Origin of the sequence: Xanthomonas sp. NCPPB 3005, from assembly GCF_041228095.2 — a bacterium.
GTDB lineage: Bacteria > Pseudomonadota > Gammaproteobacteria > Xanthomonadales > Xanthomonadaceae > Xanthomonas_A > Xanthomonas_A bonasiae.
In genome coordinates, this window is record NZ_CP166096.2 from 3,773,765 (window position 1) to 3,791,976 (window position 18,212).

Genomic DNA, 18,212 nt, shown 5'->3' on the forward strand with positions numbered 1-18,212 from the left:
CGCATGAACAAGACCCCGATCGCGGCAATGGCCCTGCTGGGCGCCCTGGCGCTGGCCGCCTGCCAAGGCCCGGAAGCGCAGCAGGCGCAGCGCGACGCCAAGGTGGCGGCGGAGCAGACCGGCGAAGCGGCCAAGGAAGCCGCCGACCAGGCCGCGCAGACCGGCCACGAAATCGCCGCCGACGCCCGCGACGCGGCACACCGCGCCGCCAACTCCGAGGCGGTGCAGGATGCCTCGGCCGCTGCCAAGGAAGCCGCGGCCGACGCCAGCGAGGCCACCGCCAGCGCGGCGCAGAAGCTCGCCGACAAGGCGCGCGAGAACGCCAACGAAGATCCGCACAACGGCGACAAAGAGAAGCATTGACCGCCCCCGCCGCACTCGCGCCCTGCGCACGAGTGCGGCGGTCGCGTTGCGGCTCCGCGAACCGCGCAGCCCAGGCAAAACCGGCGTTGCTGCGCCGATGTCGCAATCCGGCCGCGTCGCGGCGTGACCTACGGCACCTTTTGCACGCGAAGGTTCGGCCGATCCGGTCCCTGGTTACAATTCCCCCATGTCGACGTTTCAACGCGTGCGGATCAGAACCCGCCTAGCGCTTCTGTTCTCCGCCCTGGTCTTCGTCTCGATCGGGTTCGGGGTGTTTTCCGGCGCACAGCGTTCGATCTCCGATGCGGCGCGCGTGGCCCATACCCATCAGGTGCTGCGCAGCATCGACGAAGTGCAATCGACCTTGCTGCAGGCCGAAACCGCGGCGCGCGGCTACGAGCTCACCGGCAACCAGGCCTACCTGAGCAACTATCGCGACAGCGCCGAACGCGTGCCGCGGCACCTGGCGCAACTGCGCGCACTGGTCGTCGACAATCCGGTACAGATCGCGAACCTGGACATCCTGCAGCGCCTCGTGCAGGCGCGGCTGACGCAGATGCGGCAGATGCTCGACCTCTACCAGCGCGATGGATTGGAGGCGCTGCAGCGCGCGATGGCGCCGAGCGTGTTCCAGGACTCCGGTGCGATCCGCGACCACGTGCAGCAGATGACCGAGCTGGAGCAACAGCTGCTGCAGAGCCGCGACCGTTCCAACCAGCGCAGTTCGGATCTGCTGCTGGCGCTGGCCCTGGCCGGCATTCCGTTCGGCCTGGGCAGCGTGGGCGTGGTGTATGCGCTGCTGTTCCGCGAATTGCGCAACCGCAGCAACGCCGAGCATGCCGCTTCGGTCGCCAACGACAAGCTGGCCGCCAGTATCCACGACCTGGAGCGCACCAGCGCCGACCTCAATGCGCTCAGCCGCTACACCGGCCTGCTGCAGAGCTGCGTGGACCCCAAGGAAGCGCTGGAGGTGACCGCGCGCATGCTCGCCGCGCTGATGCCCGACGCCGGCGGCAGCGTGTACCTGCTGCGTGCGTCGCGGGATCGCGCCGAATCCATCGTCGCCTGGGGCGAGGCGCCGGTGCGCAGCGAACCGGCCGTGGCGCCCGAGGAATGCTGGGCGCTGCGCCGCGACAAGGCGCATTTCGTGCACGCGCTGCGCCACGACTCGGCATGCGCGCATCTGCTCGACGATCCGCAGGCGGTCGGCGCCAGCAGCGCCTGCATTCCGTTGTCCGCGCAGGGCACGCAGCTGGGCTTCGTGTTCCTGGCCGGTCCCGGCTCCGGGCCGCTGCCGCGCATCGCCATCGCCGAGGCCGCCGCCGAGCAGCTGTCGTTGGCGCTGAGCAACCTGCGCCTGCGCGAATCGCTGCGCCTGCAGTCGATCCGCGACCCGCTCACCGGCCTGTTCAACCGCCGCTACCTGGAGGAGTCGCTGAACCATGAACTGGCGCGCTGCGCACGCCGCTCGGTGCCGCTGTCGCTGCTGATGCTGGACGTGGACCACTTCAAGCACTTCAACGACCTGCACGGCCATGGCGGCGGCGACAGCCTGCTCGCCGCGGTCGGGCAGATGCTCGCCTCGCGGCTGCGCGGCGAGGACATCGCCTGCCGCTACGGCGGCGAGGAATTCACCGTGATCCTGCCGGAAACCGGCGCGGAGGCGGCGCTGGCGATCGCCGAGCAGATCCGCAGCGCCGCGCAGCAGATGACCACCACCCTGGACGGCAAGGCGTTGCCCGGAGTCACGGTCTCGATCGGGCTGGCCAGCTATTCGCGCGACGGCGTGGTCGCCACCACCCTGCTGCGCAAGGCCGATGCGGCGCTGTACCGGGCCAAGCGCAGCGGCCGCAACCAGGTGCAGCAGTTCGATCCGGCGCTGGACGGGATGGGGTGATCGCCGCGATCGCCGCATGGGGAACGCACTTTAGCGATAGTTGTCACAAAACCTGCGCGATAGAGCGGCGATAGTCGGGTTTCCCCCGACTGGAGACGTCTGCGCATGTCCATCTGGAAAGATCAGGGTACCCCGCGCAAGGATGGCCTGCCGCTGCCCGGCGCCCCCGCCGGCACCGCAGTGCCCGAGCCGCGGCCGGCCACCGAATCGGCGGTCGGCGAGTCCGCGGTCAGCGTCGCCGCGGCCGCTCCCCTCCCCGTACGCGCCGCAGCGCCGGCGGCAAAGGAGTCGCTGATCGCTGCCGACATCACCATCGAAGGCAAGATCGAAGGCACCGGCCACATCCGCATCGCCGGCAAGTTCAAGGGCGACGTCAACGTGCAGGGCGACCTGACCATCGAGACCGGAGCCAAGCTCAGCGGCGGCGTGCGCGCCAACAAGGTGATCATCGCCGGCGAGCTGGAAGGCAACATCGAATCGGCCTCGCAGGTGGAGTTGCTGGCCTCCGGCGCGCTGATCGGCGACGTTAAGGCCGGCTCGCTGACCGTGGCCTCCGGCGCGCGGATGCGCGGCCAGGCCGATTTCGGCTGGGAAGACGACAAGGGCCGCAAGGGCGGCAAGCCGACGGAGCCCGACGCCGGCGCATGAGCACGCCGCGTCCCGGCACCCCGGGGGCGACCCGGACCTGCCCCCACTGCAAGGCGACGATTCTGGAGAGCGCCAGCGTCTGCCCGGCCTGCAAGCACCACCTGCGCTTCGACTCGGCGGTGCTGCAGCAATCGGCGCCGACCGCGACGGTGCCGCTGCGCGTGCAGGGCACCATCCAGCATCCCGCCGACGGCACTGCGTGGGAGTACACGGTGGTGGTGACGATCCGCAACGGCCGCGGCGAGGAGATCAAGCGCCAGCTGGTCGGCGTCGGCGCGATGCTGGACGGCGAGGAGCGCAGCTTCACCCTGTCGGTGGAGGCGACCCAGGCCAAGGGCGGCGGCAAGCGCGGGACGCGGCATTAGGCGTACTGGCTGGCCGGACCCTCATCCGCCCCTGCGGGGCACCTTCTCCCGATGGGAGAAGGAACAGCCGACTAGCCCCTCTCCCATCGGGAGAGAGGTTGGGGTCAGGGTCCGGCGCGAAGCGACTCGCGGAGTTCGGGCGCACGGGGCTGCGCCCGTACCCTCATCCGCCCCTGCGGGGCACCTTCCCCCGAAAAGGGGGCCATGGTCCCGATGGGAGAAGGAGCAGCCGACTAGCCCCTCTCCCACCGGGAGAGGGGTTGGGGTGAGGGTCCGGCGCCCGCCGCCTTGTCCACCCGTCAGGGCAACACCCGCGCCAACAGCTCGTCCACCGGCACATCCGCGTCCAGCGTCCCGAACGCCAGCCCGTGCGCGCCAGCCAGGCGACTGCGCACGAACGCATCGGCAGCGGGGCTGGCGCTGCGCAACAGCAGCGCAGCCTGCAACGCCAGCGCGATGCGTTCGCTGATGCGGCGCGCGGCGTATTCGTCCACCTCGCCATTGCCGGCCAGCGGCGCGCGCAACGCGTCCAGCGCCTTGTCGTACTCCGGGCTCGCACCCGCCGCAGTCTCCAACTCTGCAAGCAGCGCCGCCGCGCTGGCCGGCTCGCGCGCCAGCGCACGCAGCACGTCCAGGCACTGGATGTTGCCGCTGCCTTCCCAGATCGAATTCAGCGGCGCCTGCCGGTACAGCCGCGGCAAAATCGATTCCTCGACATAACCCGCACCGCCCAGGCATTCCTGCGCTTCGTTGACGAAGGCCGGCGCGCGCTTGCACAACCAGTACTTGCCCAGCGCGGTGGCGATGCGCGCGAACGCGGCTGCGGCCGGATCGCGTTCGGCCGCATCCACCGCGCGCGCCACGCGCATGGCGAACGCGGTGGCCGCTTCCGATTCGAGCGCCAGGTCGGCGAGCACGTTGCGCATCAGCGGCTGCTCGACCAGGCGCTTGCCGAACGCGATGCGATGTCGCGCGTGATGCAGTGCCTGCACCAGCGCCATGCGCATCTGCGCGGCGGCGGCGAGCATGCAGTCCAGCCGGGTCAGCATCACCATGCCGATGATGCGCGCCACGCCGCGTCCTTCCGCGCCGATGCGCTGCGCCCAGGCGCCGGCGAATTCGACTTCGCTGGAGGCGTTCGACCAGTCGCCGAGCTTGTCCTTCAACCGCATCAGCCGCAGCGCGTTGAGCCGGCCGTCGGGCAGGCGCCGCGGCAGCAGGAAGCAACTCAATCCACCCGGCGCCTGCGCCAGCACCAGAAAACCGTCGGACATCGGCGCGGAGAAGAACCACTTGTGCCCGACCAGCGCGTACGCGCCGTCGGCGCCCAGCGACGTGGCGACCGTGGCGTTGCTGCGCACGTCCGAGCCGCCCTGCTTCTCGGTCATGCCCATGCCCAGCGTGATGCCGGCCTTGTCGGCGATCGGCACGTCGCGCGGGTCGTAGTGCGGCGCGGCGGCCTTGTGCGCCCAATCGCGCAGCGCCGGTTCCTGGCGCAGCACCGCGACCGCGGCATGGGTCATCGTCAACGGACAGCTGGTGCCGGCCTCGGCCTGGTGATGCAGGTAACTCAGCGCCGCCCGCGCCACGTGCGCGCCCGGGCGCGGCACGTGCCAGGACAGACCGGCCACGCCGTGGGTCTTGGCCGCATCCAGCAGCTGGTGGTAGGCCGGATGGAAGTCGACCGTGTCGATGCGGTGGCCGTAGCGGTCGTGCGTGCGCAGCCGCGGGCGGTCGCGATTGGCGTCGAAGCCGAGCCGGTACAGCGTGTCCCCGGCCAGCGCGCCGTACTGCGCCAGCTGCGCGGCGAACGCCTCGCCGCCCTCGCGCGCGACCGCGCCGCGCAGCACCGCATCGTCGGCCCACAGATCGCGCGGCTCGAACGGCGGCGGTTGGTTGTCGACCACGTGCGTGGCGAAGGCGGGCAGGTCCGGTTGCATCCATCTTCCTCCCAGAAGCGCGTCCCGCATTGTGGCCGATTCGTGTGCGCACGGTGAATCGCTCAGCCTGGATTCTCATCTCCTGCACACCGCGTTGGACACAGTGGCGGGCATGCCGAATCCCGCCTCCCAGGACCTGGTGGTGCTGCGCCCGGAAGGGCTGTACTGCCCCGCCGGCGACTTCCATATCGATCCCTGGCGGCCGGTGCCGCGCGCGGTCATCACCCATGGCCACGGCGACCACGCGCGCGCCGGCATGGGCGAATACCACTGCGCCGCCGCCGGCCTGCCGATCCTGCGCTGGCGCCTCGGCGACCAGGCCTACCGGGCCTACGACTACGGCGAACGCTTCGCGCTGGGCGCAGCAACGGTGTCGCTGCATCCGGCCGGGCACGTGCTCGGCTCGGCGCAGGTGCGCATCGACGTGGACGGCGAAGTGTGGGTGGCCTCGGGCGACTACAAACGCCAGCCCGACCCGACCTGCGCGGCGTTCGAGGTGGTGCGCTGCGACACCTTCATCACCGAGGCCACCTTCGGCCTGCCGGTATACCGCTGGCCGGACACCGCCGCGGTGGCGCGCGAGATCGTCGCCTGGCGCCACGAATGCGCCGCGCGCGGCGAGGCCGCGGTGCTGTTCTGTTATGCGCTGGGCAAGGCGCAACGGGTGCTGGCCGAGCTGCAGCCGTGGGACGACCAGCCGGCGCTGCTGCATGGCGCGGTCGCCGCCGGTGTGGCGGTGTACCGCGACGCCGGCATCGCGATGCTGGACACGCACCCGGTGGCCGACATGGACAAGCGCGCCGACTACGCCGGGCAGCTGGTGCTGGCGCCGCCGTCGGCCGCAGGCAGCCCGTGGCTGCGCCGCTTCCGCCATGCGCAGCTCGGCTTCGCCTCGGGCTGGATGCGGCTGCGCGGCAACCGTCGCCGGCGCAACTACGACCGCGGCTTCGTGGTCTCCGACCATGCCGATTGGCCGGACCTGCTGCGCACCATCGAGGAAACCGGCGCGCGACGGGTCATCGCCACCCACGGCAACACCGACGCGATCATCCGCGCCTTGAACGAACGCGGCGTCGCCGCCGAGGCGTTCCGCACCGACTACGGTGCCGAGGAATGAAGCGCTTCGCCGCGCTGTACCGGCAGTTGGACCAGAGCACCGCGACGCTGGACAAGCGCGCCGCGCTGGTCGCGTATTTCGAACAGGCGCCGCCGGCCGACGCGGCATGGGCGATCTGGCTGCTGAGCGGCGGCAAGCTGCGGCGCATCGCCAATACCCGCGAACTGCGCGAGTGGATCGCGCAGGAAAGCGGCCTGCCCGGCTGGCTGGTCGACGACAGCTACGACCATGTCGGCGACCTCGCCGAAACCCTGACCCTGTTGCTCGACGATCCGGCCGCAGCCTCCGATCCGGCGCCGCTGCGCGACTGGATCGAGGAACGCCTGCTGCCGGTCGCCGCGCAGGACGAGGCCGCGCGCCACGCCGCGGTGCTCGCCGGCTGGCGCAGCCTGGCGTTCGACGAACGCCTGCTGTTCAACAAGCTGCTCACCGGCGCGCTGCGCGTGGGCGTGTCGCAGCGGCTGGTGCAGCAGGCGCTGGCGGCGATGTCGGGGATCGACATCGCGCGCATCGCCCAGCGCATGCTCGGCGCGTGGTCGCCGACCCCGGCCGCGCTGGAAGACCTGTTGTCGCACGAGGTGCTGGCCAGCGACCGCCAGCAGCCCTACCCGTTCTTCTTGGCCTCGCCGCTGGAAAACGACGTGGCCACGCTGGGCGCGATCGACGACTGGCAACTGGAATGGAAGTGGGACGGCATCCGCCTGCAGTTGATTCGCCGCGCCGGCGAGACGGCGCTGTGGTCGCGCGGCGAGGAACGCCTGGACGGCCGCTTCCCCGAGATCGAGACCGCCGCGGCCACACTGCCACGCGATGCGGTGATCGACGGCGAACTGCTGGGCTGGCGCGACGGCGACATCGCGCCGCTGCCGTTCACCGCGCTGCAGACCCGCATCCAGCGCCGCAAGCCCGGCGCCAAGACGCTGGCCGACACGCCGGCGCGGGTGCTCGCCTACGACCTGCTGGAGCTGGACGGCATCGACCTGCGCGAGCAGCCGCTGGCGCAGCGCCGCGCGCAGCTGCAGGCCTTGCTCGCTGCGCACGCCGATCCGCGCATCGTGCTGTCGCCGCAGGTACAGGCCGCCTCGTGGGAAGACGCCGCAACGCTGCGCGAGGATTCGCGCGAGCGCGGCGTGGAAGGGCTGATGCTCAAGCGCGCCGCGTCGCCCTACCAATCCGGGCGCCGCCGCGGCGACTGGTGGAAGTGGAAGATCGAACCGCTGACCATCGACGCGGTTCTGCTGTACGCGCAGGCCGGTCACGGCCGCCGCAGCACGCTGTACACCGACTACACCTTCGGACTGTGGGACGGCGCGCAACTGGTGCCGGTGGCCAAGGCGTATTCGGGGCTGGACGACAGCGAGATCCTGGCGCTGGACCGCTGGATCCGCGCGCACACCACCGAGCGCTTCGGCCCGGTGCGCGCGGTGACGCCGTACCACGTGTTCGAACTCGGCTTCGAGGCGGTGAACAAGAGCAGCCGGCACAAGTCCGGCATCGCGGTGCGGTTCCCGCGCATCCTGCGCTGGCGCCACGACAAGCCGTTCGCCGAAGCCGACCGGCTGGCCACGCTGCAGGCGCTGGCGCGATGACCGCGGCGCAGGCGCGCAAGCGCCCGGCCGATGTGCCGCTGTACGCATGGTTCGCCGCGCAAGGCTGGCAACCGCTGCCATTCCAGCGCGCACTGTGGCGGCACTACCTGGACGGCGGCTCGGGCCTGCTGCACACGCCCACCGGCAGCGGCAAGACGCTGGCCGCGTTCGGCGGCCCGCTGCTGGAAGGCCTGCGCGAACAGGCCGCGCTGCAGACGGCGGCAGACAAGCGGCCACGCCGCGCCAAGGCAGCCGCTGCCGACAAGACCGCATCGGCATCGAGGTCGCGCAGGCAGGCGCAGCGCGACCTGAAAGTGCTGTGGATCACCCCGCTGCGCGCGCTCGCCGCCGACACCTTGCGCGCGTTGCGCGAACCGGCGGAAGCGCTGGGCCTGGACTGGCAGATCGGCCTGCGCACCGGCGATGCCAGCGCGCGCGACAAGCGCCTGGCGCGCAGCGGCAAGCTCGACGTGCTGGTGACCACGCCCGAATCGCTGGCGCTGCTGCTGTCCTATCCGGACACCGCGCCGCAGCTGGCGACGCTGCGCTGCGTGATCGTCGACGAATGGCACGAGTTGCTCGGCAACAAGCGCGGCGTGCTGCTGCAGCTGTGCCTGGCGCGGCTGCGCGCGTGGGCGCCGGCGCTGCGTACCTGGGGGCTGTCGGCCACGCTCGGCAATCTGGACGAGGCCCGCGATGTGCTGCTCCCGCACGTGGCGGATGCGCCGATCGTGGCCGGGGTCAAGCCGCGCACGCTGACATTGGAAACGCTGACCCCGGCCAGCGGCGAGCGCTTCCCCTGGGCCGGCCACCTGGGTCTGGCGCAGTTGCCGCGGGTGCTGGAAAAACTGTTCGCGGTGCGCACCAGCCTGCTGTTCACCAACACCCGCGCGCAGGCCGAACTGTGGCACCAGGCGCTGGAATCGGTGTGGCCCGAGGACGCGCAGAGCCTGGCCCTGCACCACGGCTCGCTGGACCCAGCGCTGCGCCGCGCCGCCGAGCAAGGCCTGCGCGACGGCAGCCTGCGCTGCGTGGTCGCGACCTCGAGCCTGGACCTGGGCGTGGATTTTCCCGCGGTCGACCAGGTGCTGCAGATCGGCAGTCCGAAGGGCGTGGCGCGGCTGCTGCAGCGCGCCGGCCGCGCCAAACACCGTCCCGGCGAGGCCGGCCACGTGCTGTGCGTGCCCTCGCATGCGCTGGAGCTGGTCGAGTACGCCGCCGCGCGCCGCGCCATCGCCCACGGCCGCATCGAATCGCGCCCGTCCCCGCGGCTGTCGCTGGACGTGCTGGCGCAACATTGCGTGACCTGCGCACTGGGCGGCGGCTTCCGCGCCGATGCCTTGCTCGACGAGGTCCGCGGCAGCGCCGCGTTCGCCGCGCTCGATGCGCCGACCTGGGCCGCGGTGCTGGAGTTCGTCGTGCAGGGCGGCCGCGCGCTGGCGCAGTACCCGGACTACCGCAAGGTGGTGCGCGACGAGGACGGCGTGTACCGCGTGCACGACCGCCGCATCGCGCTGCGCCATCGCCTGTCGATCGGCACCATCACCAGCGACGGCAGCGTCGCGGTGCGCTTCCTGCGCGGCGGCCGGCTCGGCGCGGTGGAAGAACAGTTCGTCGGCCGCCTGCGCCGCGGCGACCGCTTCCAGTTCGCCGGGCGCCTGCTGGAACTGGTGCGGCTGGAAGACATGACCGCCTACGTGCGCCTGGCCAAGGGCGGCGACGGCAGCGTGCCGAAATGGATGGGCGGGCGCATGCCGCTGTCCTCGGCGCTGGCGCATGAAGTGGAAGCCGTCTTCGCCGAGCCGCGCGGCGAGGAGGAACTGCGCGCATTGGCGCCGCTGCTCGGCCTGCAGCGCGCGCTGTCGGCGCTGCCGTCGCCGCAGCGGCTGCTGGTGGAGAGCGTGCGCGCCCGCGACGGCCGCCACGTGTTCGTCTATCCGTTCGCCGGGCGTCAGGTGCACGAAGGTCTGGCCGCGCTGCTGGCGCTGCGCTGGGGCCGGCGCCAGCGCAACACTTTCAGTTTCGCCGCCAACGACTACGGGCTGGTGCTGTCGCCGGCGCAGGAAGTGGCCACCGACGCAGCGCTGCTGCGCGAACTGCTCAGCCCCGAGCACCTGTTCGAGGACCTTCGCGAAAGCCTCAACCTGGGCGAACTGGCGCGGCGCCAGTTCCGCGAGATCGCGCGCGTGTCCGGCCTGCTGCCGCCGAGCCTGCCCGGCGGCACGCCGCGCAGCCTGCGCCAGCTACAGGCCTCCAGCGGCCTGCTGTACGACGTGCTGAGCCGCTTCGATCCCGGGCACCTGCTGCTGGCGCAGGCCGAACGCGAAGTGCTGCAGGGCGAGATGGAACTGACCCGGCTCGCCGCCACCCTGCACGACTGCGCCGCGCGCGAACTGGCCGTGTACACGCCGCGCAGCCTGACGCCGCTGTCGTTCCCGCTGTGGGCCGAGAGCATCCGCGGCCAGCTCAGCACCGAGGACTGGAAGGCGCGGGTGACGCGCGCGGCCGCGCAGCTGGAACAACGCCATGCGCGCTGAACTGGACTGGCGCCTGGCCGGCGAGCCGATGATCCTGCTCGGCGAGCGCGCGCTGTACTGGCCGGCGCGCCGGCGGTTGCTGATCGCCGACCTGCACCTGGGCAAGGCCGACGTGTTCCGCCGCGCCGGCATCGGCCTGCCCAGTGGCGGCACCGCGCTGGACCTGCAGCGCCTCGCCGCACTGCTGCAGGCACAGGACGCGCAGGAACTGTGGATCCTCGGCGACGTGCTGCACGGCGCCGCGCCCGCGGCCGCCTGGCAGCGCGACTGGCATGCCTGGCGCGATGCGCATCCGCAGCTGCGCTTGGCCGCGATCGCCGGCAACCACGACCGTGCATTGGCCGGCGCCGGCTTGGACATCGCCTTGCTGGGCGAACAGGTGGAGGACGGCCCGTTCGCGCTGCGCCACGATCCGGCGCCGCACGCGCGGCTGCACGTGCTGTGCGGGCACCTGCATCCGTTGGCGAAACTACCCGGCATGCGCCAACGCTGGCCGGCCTTCTGGCTGCGCGACCGGATGACGGTGCTGCCCGCGTTCTCGCAGTTCACCGCCGGCGTGGTGCCGATCCTGGACCCGGGCGAACGCCTGGTGGTCTGCGTAGAAGGCGCGACGCTGGCGTTGCCGGCGGCAATGAAATAGCGCGCCCCCGGATACGCCGAGCACCCCCTGTGGGAGGGACTTCAGTCCCGACGCGTTATCGGTAAAGCGTCGGGACTGAAGTCCCTCCCACAAGAAAGCGCTGCCGCCGCGGCATCGCAACAGGCCGGCCGATCGCAGAAACAACGTCGTTCGCCATCTGCACGAACGCACTGGCTCACTGCACCTGTTCGCCCTGCGCCTGCCCCGCCGCAATCCGTGGCACTGCCGCCGTCTCCGCCAGCGCCTGCAGAAATCCAGGTTCCAGCGGCAGCTTGCCGAACCACCCGTGCTGGGTACCGCTGAGCACGCGCAGCATGTGCCCGCGACCGCCCGGCATGCGCCCGGCCGGCAGCATGCCGAGGTCGCGCACGCGCGCCACCAGGTCGCGTTCGGACTGGAACAGCGGGGTCAGCCAGCGGCTCCAGAACTGGTACACCGCCACGTGTGCATGGCGCTGCGCCTGGTAGCGCGCCAATGCCGCGTCCAGGTCCGGGGCTTCGCGCAGGCTCTCGCTCAACACCCACGCATCCATCAGCGCCATGTTGACGCCCTGCCCCAGCTGCGGGCTCATCGAATGCGCCGCATCGCCGGCCAGCACCAGGCGGCCGCGGTACCAGCGCTGCTGTACCGCATCGCGATAGCTGGCCCGCGCCAGCTGCGCCGGTGCGCACACCTGCGCCAGGCGCTCGCGCGCCTGCGGCCACAGCTGCGCGACCTCGTCCAGCCACGCCTCCATGCCGCGCGCCTGCCAGGCATCGAAATCGGCGGTGGGCAGGCTCCAGAAGAAACTCATGCGCGGCTCGGGGTCGTCCGGCCGGGTACCGACCGGCAACAGCCCGATCATCTTCCGCGCGGCCACGTAGCGCTGGCGCAGTTCGTCGGCGAAGGCCCAGTCGCCGCGCGGCAGCAGGCACCACAGCGCGCCCCACGGATAGACCCGGTCCAGGCGCGTGCCCTGCACCTGCGCGCGCAACGCCGAGGCCGAACCGTCGCTGGCGATCACCAGGTCGAACGGACCATGCCAGCGCCCGTGCTGGTCCTGCACCCGGCGCAGGCCGTCGTCGATGGCGACGATGCGCGTGTCGCGCTGCAGCTCGGCATAGCCGTCCCATGCCTGCGCCAGCAGCGAGAACAGCGCGCCGCGCTGCATGCCCAGCCCGAACAGGCGCGTGTCCAGGTCGCGGTAGCGCATGTCCATCACCGCGCGGCCGCACGGCGTCTCGCCGTACAGGCGGCGCACCGGCGCGCCATGCGCCAGCGCCTGCTCGAGCAGGCCGATCCGCCACAGCACCTGCAGCCCGGTCGGCTGCAGCAGGAACCCGGCGCCGACCGGACCCGGCTGCGGCGCGCGCTCGAACACCTGCACCCGATGGCCGTCGCGCGCCAGCAGCAGCGCCAGGGCCTGGCCCGCCGTGCCGTAGCCGACGATGCCGATCTGCATCCGTTGCTTCATCGCATCCACTGATTGCGGGCGACACCGCAGCGGTATCGCCATCCATAAAAAACCCCGCCGAAGCGGGGCTCAAAAACAGCTCAGCCGAGCAAGCGATTTACTCGACAGGCGTAATATTGGAGGCCTGCGCGCCCTTCGGACCCTGGGTCACGTCATAGCTGACACGCTGTCCTTCCTGCAGGCTGCGGAAGCCCTTGGAATTGATCGCGGAGAAGTGCGCGAATACATCGGCGCTGCCGTCTTCCGGTGAAATAAAGCCAAATCCCTTGGCGTCGTTGAACCACTTGACGGTACCGTTCGGCATGGTGATGCGAGACCTTGTGCAATGAATGGGTGGTGGTTGTGCGGCAGCCCGCACCGGCGGAGTATGCAAAGCTTGGGCAACGAAGACAATCACCCGCGCGCCAGTTCGCCGATCAGCTCCGGCAACCCCGCCGACGCCGCCTCCACATTCGCCAGCACCTCGGCCAGGGTGATTTCCTGTGCGTCGCCGCAGCCCGCGGCCCAGTTCGCCACGATCGCCAGACACACGTATTCCAGGCCCAATTCGCGCGCCAGGCCCGCTTCCGGCATGCCGGTCATGCCGACCAGGTCGCAGCCGTCGCGGCGCAGCCGGGCGATCTCTGCAATCGTTTCCAGTCGCGGTCCCTGGGTGGCGCCGTAGCAGCCGCCATCGACCACCTCGGCGCCGGTCACGCGCGCGGCGGCCAGCACCTTGCTGCGCAGCATCGGCGAATACGGATGGCCGAAATCCACGTGCAGCACCTCGCTGCCCGGCTCCTCGCTCAGCGTGGAGACGCGGCCCCAGGTGTAGTCGATCAACTGGTCCGGGCAGGCCAGCACGCGCGGGCCGAAGCGCTCGCCGATGCCGCCGACGGTGTTGAGCGCGAGCACCCGCGTGGCGCCGACTTGCTGCAGTGCCGCAAGGTTTGCGCGGTAGTTGATCTTGTGCGGCGGCAGCGAATGGCCCTCGCCGTGCCGGGCCAGGAACGCGACCCGGTGACCGAGCAGCGTGCCGATGCGCACCGGGCCGGACGGACTGCCGTAGCGGGTGTCGACCTGGCGGGTCTCCACGTCGTCCAGTTGTGCGAGCTTGTAGACGCCGGTGCCGCCGATCACGGCCAGTGCGATGTTGTCCATGCAGATCCTCGAATCAGAACGTGCGCGAACGCCGGCCGCGACGGCCGGCGCGCGATGGGAAAAGGCGCCGCGCCCTATTCCTTCATCGCGTAGATCGCCGGCAGGTTGCGCAGGCCTTCGTTGACGTCCATGCCGAAGCCGAACACGTAGCGGTCGGGCACTTCCACGCCCACGTAGTCGGCGTTGACGTCGTCCACGCGGCGGTCGTGGCGCTTGACCGTCAGCGCGGCGATGCGCACGTCGGTGGCGCCCTGTTCCAGGCACCACTGGCGTACCGCCAGCAGGGTCAGCCCTTCGTCGAGGATGTCGTCGAGCAGCAGCACGCGGCGCCCGTACAGCGCGGTGGCCGGGCGGTGCTTCCACACCAGTTCGCCGCCGACGGTCTCGCCGCGGTAGCGGGTGGCGTGCAGGTAATCCAGCTGCAGGTCCTGGCCGCGCGCGCCCAGTTCCAGCGCCAGTTGCCCGGCGAACGGCAGCGCGCCGTGCATGATGGTCAGGTAGACCGGGATCTCGCCGCGGTAGTCGGCGGCGATGGCGTCGGCCATGCGCGCGATGGCCTGGTCGAGGTGCGGACGATCGACCAGCAGGTCGGCCTGGGCCAGGGCCTGGGCGATGGTGAGAGTGGACATCAGGCGGTTTTTCCGAGGGTTGCGAGCAGGTGGGATTGGGTGTGGCCGTAGCGGGCATCGGCGAGCAGCCCGTCCCAGCCGAGGGCGCCGCGGCCGATCAGGCCGAGCAGCGCGGCGGTATTGAGCGGGCGGTCGCGCACGGCCTGCAGCGAGTCTTCGACCAGTTCGGGATGGCAGACCAGGACCACGTCGCAGCCGGCGTCCAGGTGCGCGGACACCCGCGCGGCGACGCCGCCGGCGGCGAACGAGGCGGCCATGCCGATGTCGTCTGAGAACACCACGCCGCGGAAGCCCAGTTCCTGGCGCAGGATCTGCTGGATCCAGCGCGGCGAATAGCCGGCCGGTTCCGGCGCGACCTGCGGGTAGACCACGTGCGCCATCATCACCGCATCGGCACCGGCGGCGATGCCGGCGGCGAACGGCACCAGGTCCTGCTCGCGCAGTTCCTGCAGCGGGCGCGGATCGACGGCGTTGTCGACGTGGGTGTCTTCCAGCACCGTGCCGTGGCCGGGAAAGTGCTTGAGGGTGGCGGCCATGCCGACGCTGTGCATGCCGCGCACGTAGGCGCCGGTGAACGCGGCCACCACCTGCGGATCGTCGCTGAAGGCGCGGTCGCCGATCGCGCGGTTGCCGCGCGCCAGATCCACCACCGGGGCGAAACTCAGGTCCACGCCGCTGGCGCGGACCTCGCTGGCCATCAGCCAGGCATGCTGCTCGGCCAGCGCCAGCGCCGCATCGCGATCGCGCGCATACAGCGCGCCGAAGCCGTGCAGCGGCGGCAAGGCGCTATAGCCTTCGCGGAAGCGCTGCACGCGGCCGCCTTCCTGGTCCACGCAGATCAGCTGCGGCCGCGGCGCCGCGGCGCGGATGGCCGCGGTCAGCTCCACCAGCTGCGCCCTGGAGGCGAAATTGCGCTTGAACAGGACCACGCCGGCGACGGCATCGTGCTGCAGCCAGTCGCGTTCCTGGGCGGTGAGTTCGGTACCGGCGACGCCGATCGCGAGCATGCGGGGGATTCTCCTGCCAGCGCTGTTCAGCGCGCCTGGGCGGCATTGTCGCAGATGCCGGCGCCGGCGACAGGCCGCAAGTGCCGCGCGGTGCCGGCGCGTGCCGCTGGCGCGCCGTGGCTGCGCCACGTTGCGCTAGTGTGACCGGCCTACACCGCGCAACCGTCGGGGCCGCAGTCCTGCGCCGCCTCCGGCGCCGGCGGCAGCAGGCCGCGCAGGGTCGCGGCGAACACCTCCGGCGGCTGCGCTCCCTGGATCGCGTGGCGGCCGTCGACGACGTAGGTCGGCACTGCGCGGATACCCATCGCCTGCGCCTGCTGCAGCTGCGCCTGGATCTCGGCCAGTCCCTCGTCGCCGTCCAGCAGCGCCTGCACCCGCGCCGCGGGCAGCCCGCCGGCGGCGCCGGCGGCGAGCAGCGTGCCGGTCTCGGCCAGGTTGCGGCCTTCGGCGAAATGCGCGTGGAACAGCGCCTCGGCCACCGCCTCGGCATCGCCTTCGCGCGCCGCCAGCCACAGCAGCCGGTGCGCCGGCAGCGTGGTCACCCGCACCTGGCCGCGGTCGAAGTCGAACGGCAGCCCCTCGGCGCGCGCGGTGGCCTGGGTCTGCGCCAGGATCTGCTCGGTGCGCGCGGCGCCGCCGAACTTGGCTTCATACGCCTTGCGCAGCGGCACCGGCTCGGTGCCGGCATCGGGATCGAGCAGGTACGGATGCCAATGGATCTCCAGCGCCGGCGCATCCGCGCCGAGCGCCGCAATGCCTTGCTGCAACCGGCGCTTGCCGATCCAGCACCAGGGGCAGACCACGTCGGACCAGATATCGAGGCGCATGAGCGGGGATTCGGGATTCGGGAATGGGGATTCGCAAAAGCATAAGCCTGATCGCCGCACTTGACTCGCTTTTGCCAATCCCTAATCCCGAATCCCAAATCCCGGCCACTCACTGAACGGATGCGAAGCCAGCGCCAGGTTGTAATAGCGCGCATCGTCGGTGACTTCGGCGCCGATCCAGTCGGGCTTGGCGAAGGCCTCGTCGGCGCTCTGCAGCTCGATCTCGGCGACCACCAGCCCGGCGTTGTCGCCGAGGAACTCGTCCACTTCCCACAGATGGCCCTGGTGCTGCACCAGGTGCCGGCGCTTGTCGATCAGCCCGCCCACGCACAGCGCCAGCAGCGCGCGCGCGTCGTCCAGCGGCAGCGGATACTCGAACTCCTGGCGGGTGTGCCCCAGCTCGCGCGACTTGAGGTTGAGGAACGCCTCCTGGTCCTGGATGCGGACCCGCACCGAGGCCTTCTGCGCGCCACTGTCCATCGCCGCCTGGTCGTTGATATAGCCCTGCGCCATCGGGATCACCCGATGCGCCGCAGCGCGCCAGCCGTCGCCGGTGACGAGGAATTTGCGTTCGATTTCGATAGGCATGGGAATGGGGAATCGGGAAAGGAGAATGGGAAAAGCATAAGCCAGCGCGCGGACGCCGCTGTTACCACTCCCTATTCCCCATTCCCGACTCCCGGCTTCTCGAACACCGCAATGCTCTCCACATGCGCCGTGTGGGGGAACATGTCCATCGCGCCGGCGGCCTTCAGCACGAAGCCCTGCTCGTTGACCAGGTAGCCGGCGTCGCGCGCCAGCGAGCCGGGGTGGCAGCTGACGTAGACGATGCGCTGGAACGTCTCCAGCGGCAGCTGCCGCAACACCTCGATCGCGCCGGAGCGCGGCGGGTCGAGCAGCAGCTTGTCGAAGCCCTGCTGCATCCACGGCGCCTGGCGCTGGTCCTGGGTCAGGTCGGCGGCGAAGAACTGCGCGTTGTCCAGGCCGTTGCGCTGCGCGTTGTCGCGCGCCCGCGCCACCAGCCCCGCATCGCCTTCCACGCCCACCACCTCGCGCACCGTGCGCGCCAGCGGCAGGGTGAAGTTGCCCAGCCCGCAGAACAGGTCGAGCACGCGGTCGCCGGGCTGCGCGTCGAGCAGGGTCAGCGCCAGCGCGATCATCTTCTGGTTGAGCGAGGCGTTGACCTGGATGAAGTCCAGCGGCCGGAACGCCAGTTCCACGTCCCACTGCGGCAAGCGGAACGACAGCGGCACGTCCTGCGGATACAGCGGATGCACGCTGTCCACGCCGCCGGGCTGCAGGAAGATGGCGAACTCGTGGGCCTGGGCGAACGCCACCAGCGCCGCCTGGTCGCGCGCACTGAGCGGCTGCATGTGGCGGAAAGTCAGCGCCACGGCGTCGTCGCCGGCGATGAACTCGATCTGCGGGATGTCGCGCTTGCCGTCCAGGCTCTCGACCAGTTCGGCCAGCGCGCTCACCTTGAAGCCGATCTGCGGAATCACCGTGTGGCACACCGACAGGTCGGCGACGAAGCGCGGGTCGAGCTCGCGGAAGCCGACCAGGGTCTTGTCCTTCTTCTCCACCCGGCGCACCGAGAAACGGCCCTTGCGCCGGTAGCCCCAGGGCGCGCCGGACAGCGCCGGCAGCACCGTCTGCGGGGTCACGTGGCCGATCCGCTCCAGGTTCTCGGTCAGCACCCGCTGCTTGGCCAGGATCTGCTGGTCCTCGGCCAGGTGCTGTAGCACGCAGCCGGCGCAGACCCCGAAATGCGGGCAGCGCGGTTCGACCCGCTGCGGCGAGGCCTGCAGCACCTGCAGGGTGCGCGCTTCGTCGAAATGACGGTTACGCGCGGTGGGCTCGGCGAGCACCGTCTCGCCCGGCAGCGCGCCGGCGACGAAGGCGACCTTGCCGCCCTCGCCCTCGGGGCGGGCGACGCCGCGGCCGTCGTGGCTGAGGTCGACGATATCGGTCTGGAACGGGGTGCGGTCTAGGCGTTTTCTGGATCGGGCCACGTGGCGGCAGGCTGCGGGCGAAAAAGGGCGGCCATTGTCGCAGATGCG

General features: G+C 71.0%; 17 protein-coding genes. 8 read left to right on the plus strand and 9 right to left on the minus strand.

The genetic code is table 11. The annotated features are described in order from the left end of the window. Positions 1 to 3: 3 nt before the first annotated feature. From AB8810_RS16275 to AB8810_RS16290, 4 genes are all read left to right on the plus strand, one after another. On the plus strand, positions 4 to 363 hold the full coding sequence (locus tag AB8810_RS16275) for a hypothetical protein (protein ID WP_179563700.1): 360 nt from the start codon (positions 4 to 6) through the stop codon (positions 361 to 363). 187 nt (positions 364 to 550) lie between these two features. Beyond that, positions 551 to 2,260, plus strand: coding sequence for a diguanylate cyclase (locus AB8810_RS16280; protein WP_191824817.1), 1,710 nt, complete (start codon positions 551 to 553; stop codon positions 2,258 to 2,260). Positions 2,261 to 2,365: 105 nt separating this feature from the next. Continuing rightward, on the plus strand, positions 2,366 to 2,908 hold the full coding sequence (locus AB8810_RS16285) for a polymer-forming cytoskeletal protein (RefSeq protein ID WP_206228695.1): 543 nt from the start codon (positions 2,366 to 2,368) through the stop codon (positions 2,906 to 2,908). Then, positions 2,905 to 3,273, plus strand: a complete 369-nt coding sequence (locus AB8810_RS16290; RefSeq protein ID WP_003479271.1) for a hypothetical protein — start codon at positions 2,905 to 2,907, stop codon at positions 3,271 to 3,273. Before AB8810_RS16285 ends, AB8810_RS16290 begins: the two co-directional genes overlap by 4 nt. Before the next feature lie 299 nt (positions 3,274 to 3,572). Here AB8810_RS16290 and AB8810_RS16295 read toward each other — a convergent pair whose 3' ends face one another. Beyond that, the gene (locus AB8810_RS16295; RefSeq protein ID WP_369914219.1) at positions 3,573 to 5,213 is read right to left on the minus strand and encodes an acyl-CoA dehydrogenase family protein; all 1,641 of its coding nucleotides are present in this window, start codon (positions 5,211 to 5,213) and stop codon (positions 3,573 to 3,575) included. Positions 5,214 to 5,325: 112 nt separating this feature from the next. Here AB8810_RS16295 and AB8810_RS16300 point away from each other — a divergent pair, with 112 nt between their 5' ends. Genes AB8810_RS16300 through pdeM form a run of 4 tightly spaced genes read left to right on the plus strand, consistent with a single transcriptional unit; the run spans position 5,326 to position 11,096 of the window. Next, a complete protein-coding gene (locus tag AB8810_RS16300) occupies positions 5,326 to 6,330 on the plus strand; it encodes a ligase-associated DNA damage response exonuclease (RefSeq protein ID WP_191824820.1) in 1,005 nt (334 codons plus the stop codon). Beyond that, on the plus strand, positions 6,327 to 7,919 hold the full coding sequence (locus tag AB8810_RS16305; protein ID WP_369914220.1) for an ATP-dependent DNA ligase: 1,593 nt from the start codon (positions 6,327 to 6,329) through the stop codon (positions 7,917 to 7,919). The genes AB8810_RS16300 and AB8810_RS16305 overlap by 4 nt, the downstream gene beginning before the upstream one ends. Beyond that, positions 7,916 to 10,456 (plus strand): ligase-associated DNA damage response DEXH box helicase, encoded by a 2,541-nt coding sequence (locus AB8810_RS16310; protein ID WP_369914221.1) that lies wholly within the window; start codon positions 7,916 to 7,918, stop codon positions 10,454 to 10,456. The genes AB8810_RS16305 and AB8810_RS16310 overlap by 4 nt, the downstream gene beginning before the upstream one ends. Beyond that, on the plus strand, positions 10,446 to 11,096 hold the full coding sequence (gene pdeM / locus AB8810_RS16315) for a ligase-associated DNA damage response endonuclease PdeM (RefSeq protein WP_369914222.1): 651 nt from the start codon (positions 10,446 to 10,448) through the stop codon (positions 11,094 to 11,096). The genes AB8810_RS16310 and pdeM overlap by 11 nt, the downstream gene beginning before the upstream one ends. A 175-nt stretch (positions 11,097 to 11,271) precedes the next feature. Here the strand turns inward: pdeM and AB8810_RS16320 are convergent, their stop codons facing one another. From AB8810_RS16320 to rlmD, 8 genes are all read right to left on the minus strand, one after another. Beyond that, the gene (locus AB8810_RS16320; protein WP_369914223.1) at positions 11,272 to 12,549 is read right to left on the minus strand and encodes an FAD-dependent oxidoreductase; all 1,278 of its coding nucleotides are present in this window, start codon (positions 12,547 to 12,549) and stop codon (positions 11,272 to 11,274) included. 97 nt (positions 12,550 to 12,646) lie between these two features. After that, positions 12,647 to 12,853 (minus strand): cold-shock protein, encoded by a 207-nt coding sequence (locus tag AB8810_RS16325; RefSeq protein WP_003488188.1) that lies wholly within the window; start codon positions 12,851 to 12,853, stop codon positions 12,647 to 12,649. Positions 12,854 to 12,942: 89 nt separating this feature from the next. Continuing rightward, positions 12,943 to 13,689 (minus strand): S-methyl-5'-thioinosine phosphorylase, encoded by a 747-nt coding sequence (locus tag AB8810_RS16330; protein WP_218847965.1) that lies wholly within the window; start codon positions 13,687 to 13,689, stop codon positions 12,943 to 12,945. Positions 13,690 to 13,763: 74 nt separating this feature from the next. Then, positions 13,764 to 14,318 (minus strand): hypoxanthine-guanine phosphoribosyltransferase, encoded by a 555-nt coding sequence (locus AB8810_RS16335; RefSeq protein WP_179563691.1) that lies wholly within the window; start codon positions 14,316 to 14,318, stop codon positions 13,764 to 13,766. Next, the gene (gene nagZ / locus AB8810_RS16340) at positions 14,318 to 15,325 is read right to left on the minus strand and encodes a beta-N-acetylhexosaminidase (RefSeq protein WP_191824825.1); all 1,008 of its coding nucleotides are present in this window, start codon (positions 15,323 to 15,325) and stop codon (positions 14,318 to 14,320) included. The genes AB8810_RS16335 and nagZ overlap by 1 nt, the downstream gene beginning before the upstream one ends. Before the next feature lie 149 nt (positions 15,326 to 15,474). Beyond that, complete coding sequence (locus AB8810_RS16345; protein ID WP_369914224.1) at positions 15,475 to 16,152, minus strand: DsbA family oxidoreductase; 678 nt, start codon at positions 16,150 to 16,152, stop codon at positions 15,475 to 15,477. An 81-nt stretch (positions 16,153 to 16,233) separates the two neighbouring features. Then, positions 16,234 to 16,740 carry a CYTH domain-containing protein gene (locus AB8810_RS16350; protein ID WP_369914225.1) on the minus strand — a complete coding sequence of 169 codons (507 nt, stop codon included), beginning with the start codon at positions 16,738 to 16,740 and terminating at the stop codon, positions 16,234 to 16,236. 71 nt (positions 16,741 to 16,811) lie between these two features. Beyond that, the gene (gene rlmD / locus AB8810_RS16355) at positions 16,812 to 18,164 is read right to left on the minus strand and encodes a 23S rRNA (uracil(1939)-C(5))-methyltransferase RlmD (protein ID WP_369914227.1); all 1,353 of its coding nucleotides are present in this window, start codon (positions 18,162 to 18,164) and stop codon (positions 16,812 to 16,814) included. Positions 18,165 to 18,212: the final 48 nt, after the last annotated feature.

What these genes read in the sequence shown, in the direction of transcription:
- AB8810_RS16275 (WP_179563700.1), top strand. Translation starts at nt 4, where the DNA reads ATGAACAAGACCCCGATCGCGGCAATGGCCCTGCTGGGCGCCCTGGCG.
- AB8810_RS16280 (WP_191824817.1), top strand. Translation starts at nt 551, where the DNA reads ATGTCGACGTTTCAACGCGTGCGGATCAGAACCCGCCTAGCGCTTCTG.
- AB8810_RS16285 (WP_206228695.1), top strand. Translation starts at nt 2,366, where the DNA reads ATGTCCATCTGGAAAGATCAGGGTACCCCGCGCAAGGATGGCCTGCCG.
- AB8810_RS16290 (WP_003479271.1), top strand. Translation starts at nt 2,905, where the DNA reads ATGAGCACGCCGCGTCCCGGCACCCCGGGGGCGACCCGGACCTGCCCC.
- AB8810_RS16295 (WP_369914219.1), bottom strand. Translation starts at nt 5,213, where the DNA reads ATGCAACCGGACCTGCCCGCCTTCGCCACGCACGTGGTCGACAACCAA.
- AB8810_RS16300 (WP_191824820.1), top strand. Translation starts at nt 5,326, where the DNA reads ATGCCGAATCCCGCCTCCCAGGACCTGGTGGTGCTGCGCCCGGAAGGG.
- AB8810_RS16305 (WP_369914220.1), top strand. Translation starts at nt 6,327, where the DNA reads ATGAAGCGCTTCGCCGCGCTGTACCGGCAGTTGGACCAGAGCACCGCG.
- AB8810_RS16310 (WP_369914221.1), top strand. Translation starts at nt 7,916, where the DNA reads ATGACCGCGGCGCAGGCGCGCAAGCGCCCGGCCGATGTGCCGCTGTAC.
- pdeM (WP_369914222.1), top strand. Translation starts at nt 10,446, where the DNA reads ATGCGCGCTGAACTGGACTGGCGCCTGGCCGGCGAGCCGATGATCCTG.
- AB8810_RS16320 (WP_369914223.1), bottom strand. Translation starts at nt 12,549, where the DNA reads ATGAAGCAACGGATGCAGATCGGCATCGTCGGCTACGGCACGGCGGGC.
- AB8810_RS16325 (WP_003488188.1), bottom strand. Translation starts at nt 12,853, where the DNA reads ATGCCGAACGGTACCGTCAAGTGGTTCAACGACGCCAAGGGATTTGGC.
- AB8810_RS16330 (WP_218847965.1), bottom strand. Translation starts at nt 13,689, where the DNA reads ATGGACAACATCGCACTGGCCGTGATCGGCGGCACCGGCGTCTACAAG.
- AB8810_RS16335 (WP_179563691.1), bottom strand. Translation starts at nt 14,318, where the DNA reads ATGTCCACTCTCACCATCGCCCAGGCCCTGGCCCAGGCCGACCTGCTG.
- nagZ (WP_191824825.1), bottom strand. Translation starts at nt 15,325, where the DNA reads ATGCTCGCGATCGGCGTCGCCGGTACCGAACTCACCGCCCAGGAACGC.
- AB8810_RS16345 (WP_369914224.1), bottom strand. Translation starts at nt 16,152, where the DNA reads ATGCGCCTCGATATCTGGTCCGACGTGGTCTGCCCCTGGTGCTGGATC.
- AB8810_RS16350 (WP_369914225.1), bottom strand. Translation starts at nt 16,740, where the DNA reads ATGCCTATCGAAATCGAACGCAAATTCCTCGTCACCGGCGACGGCTGG.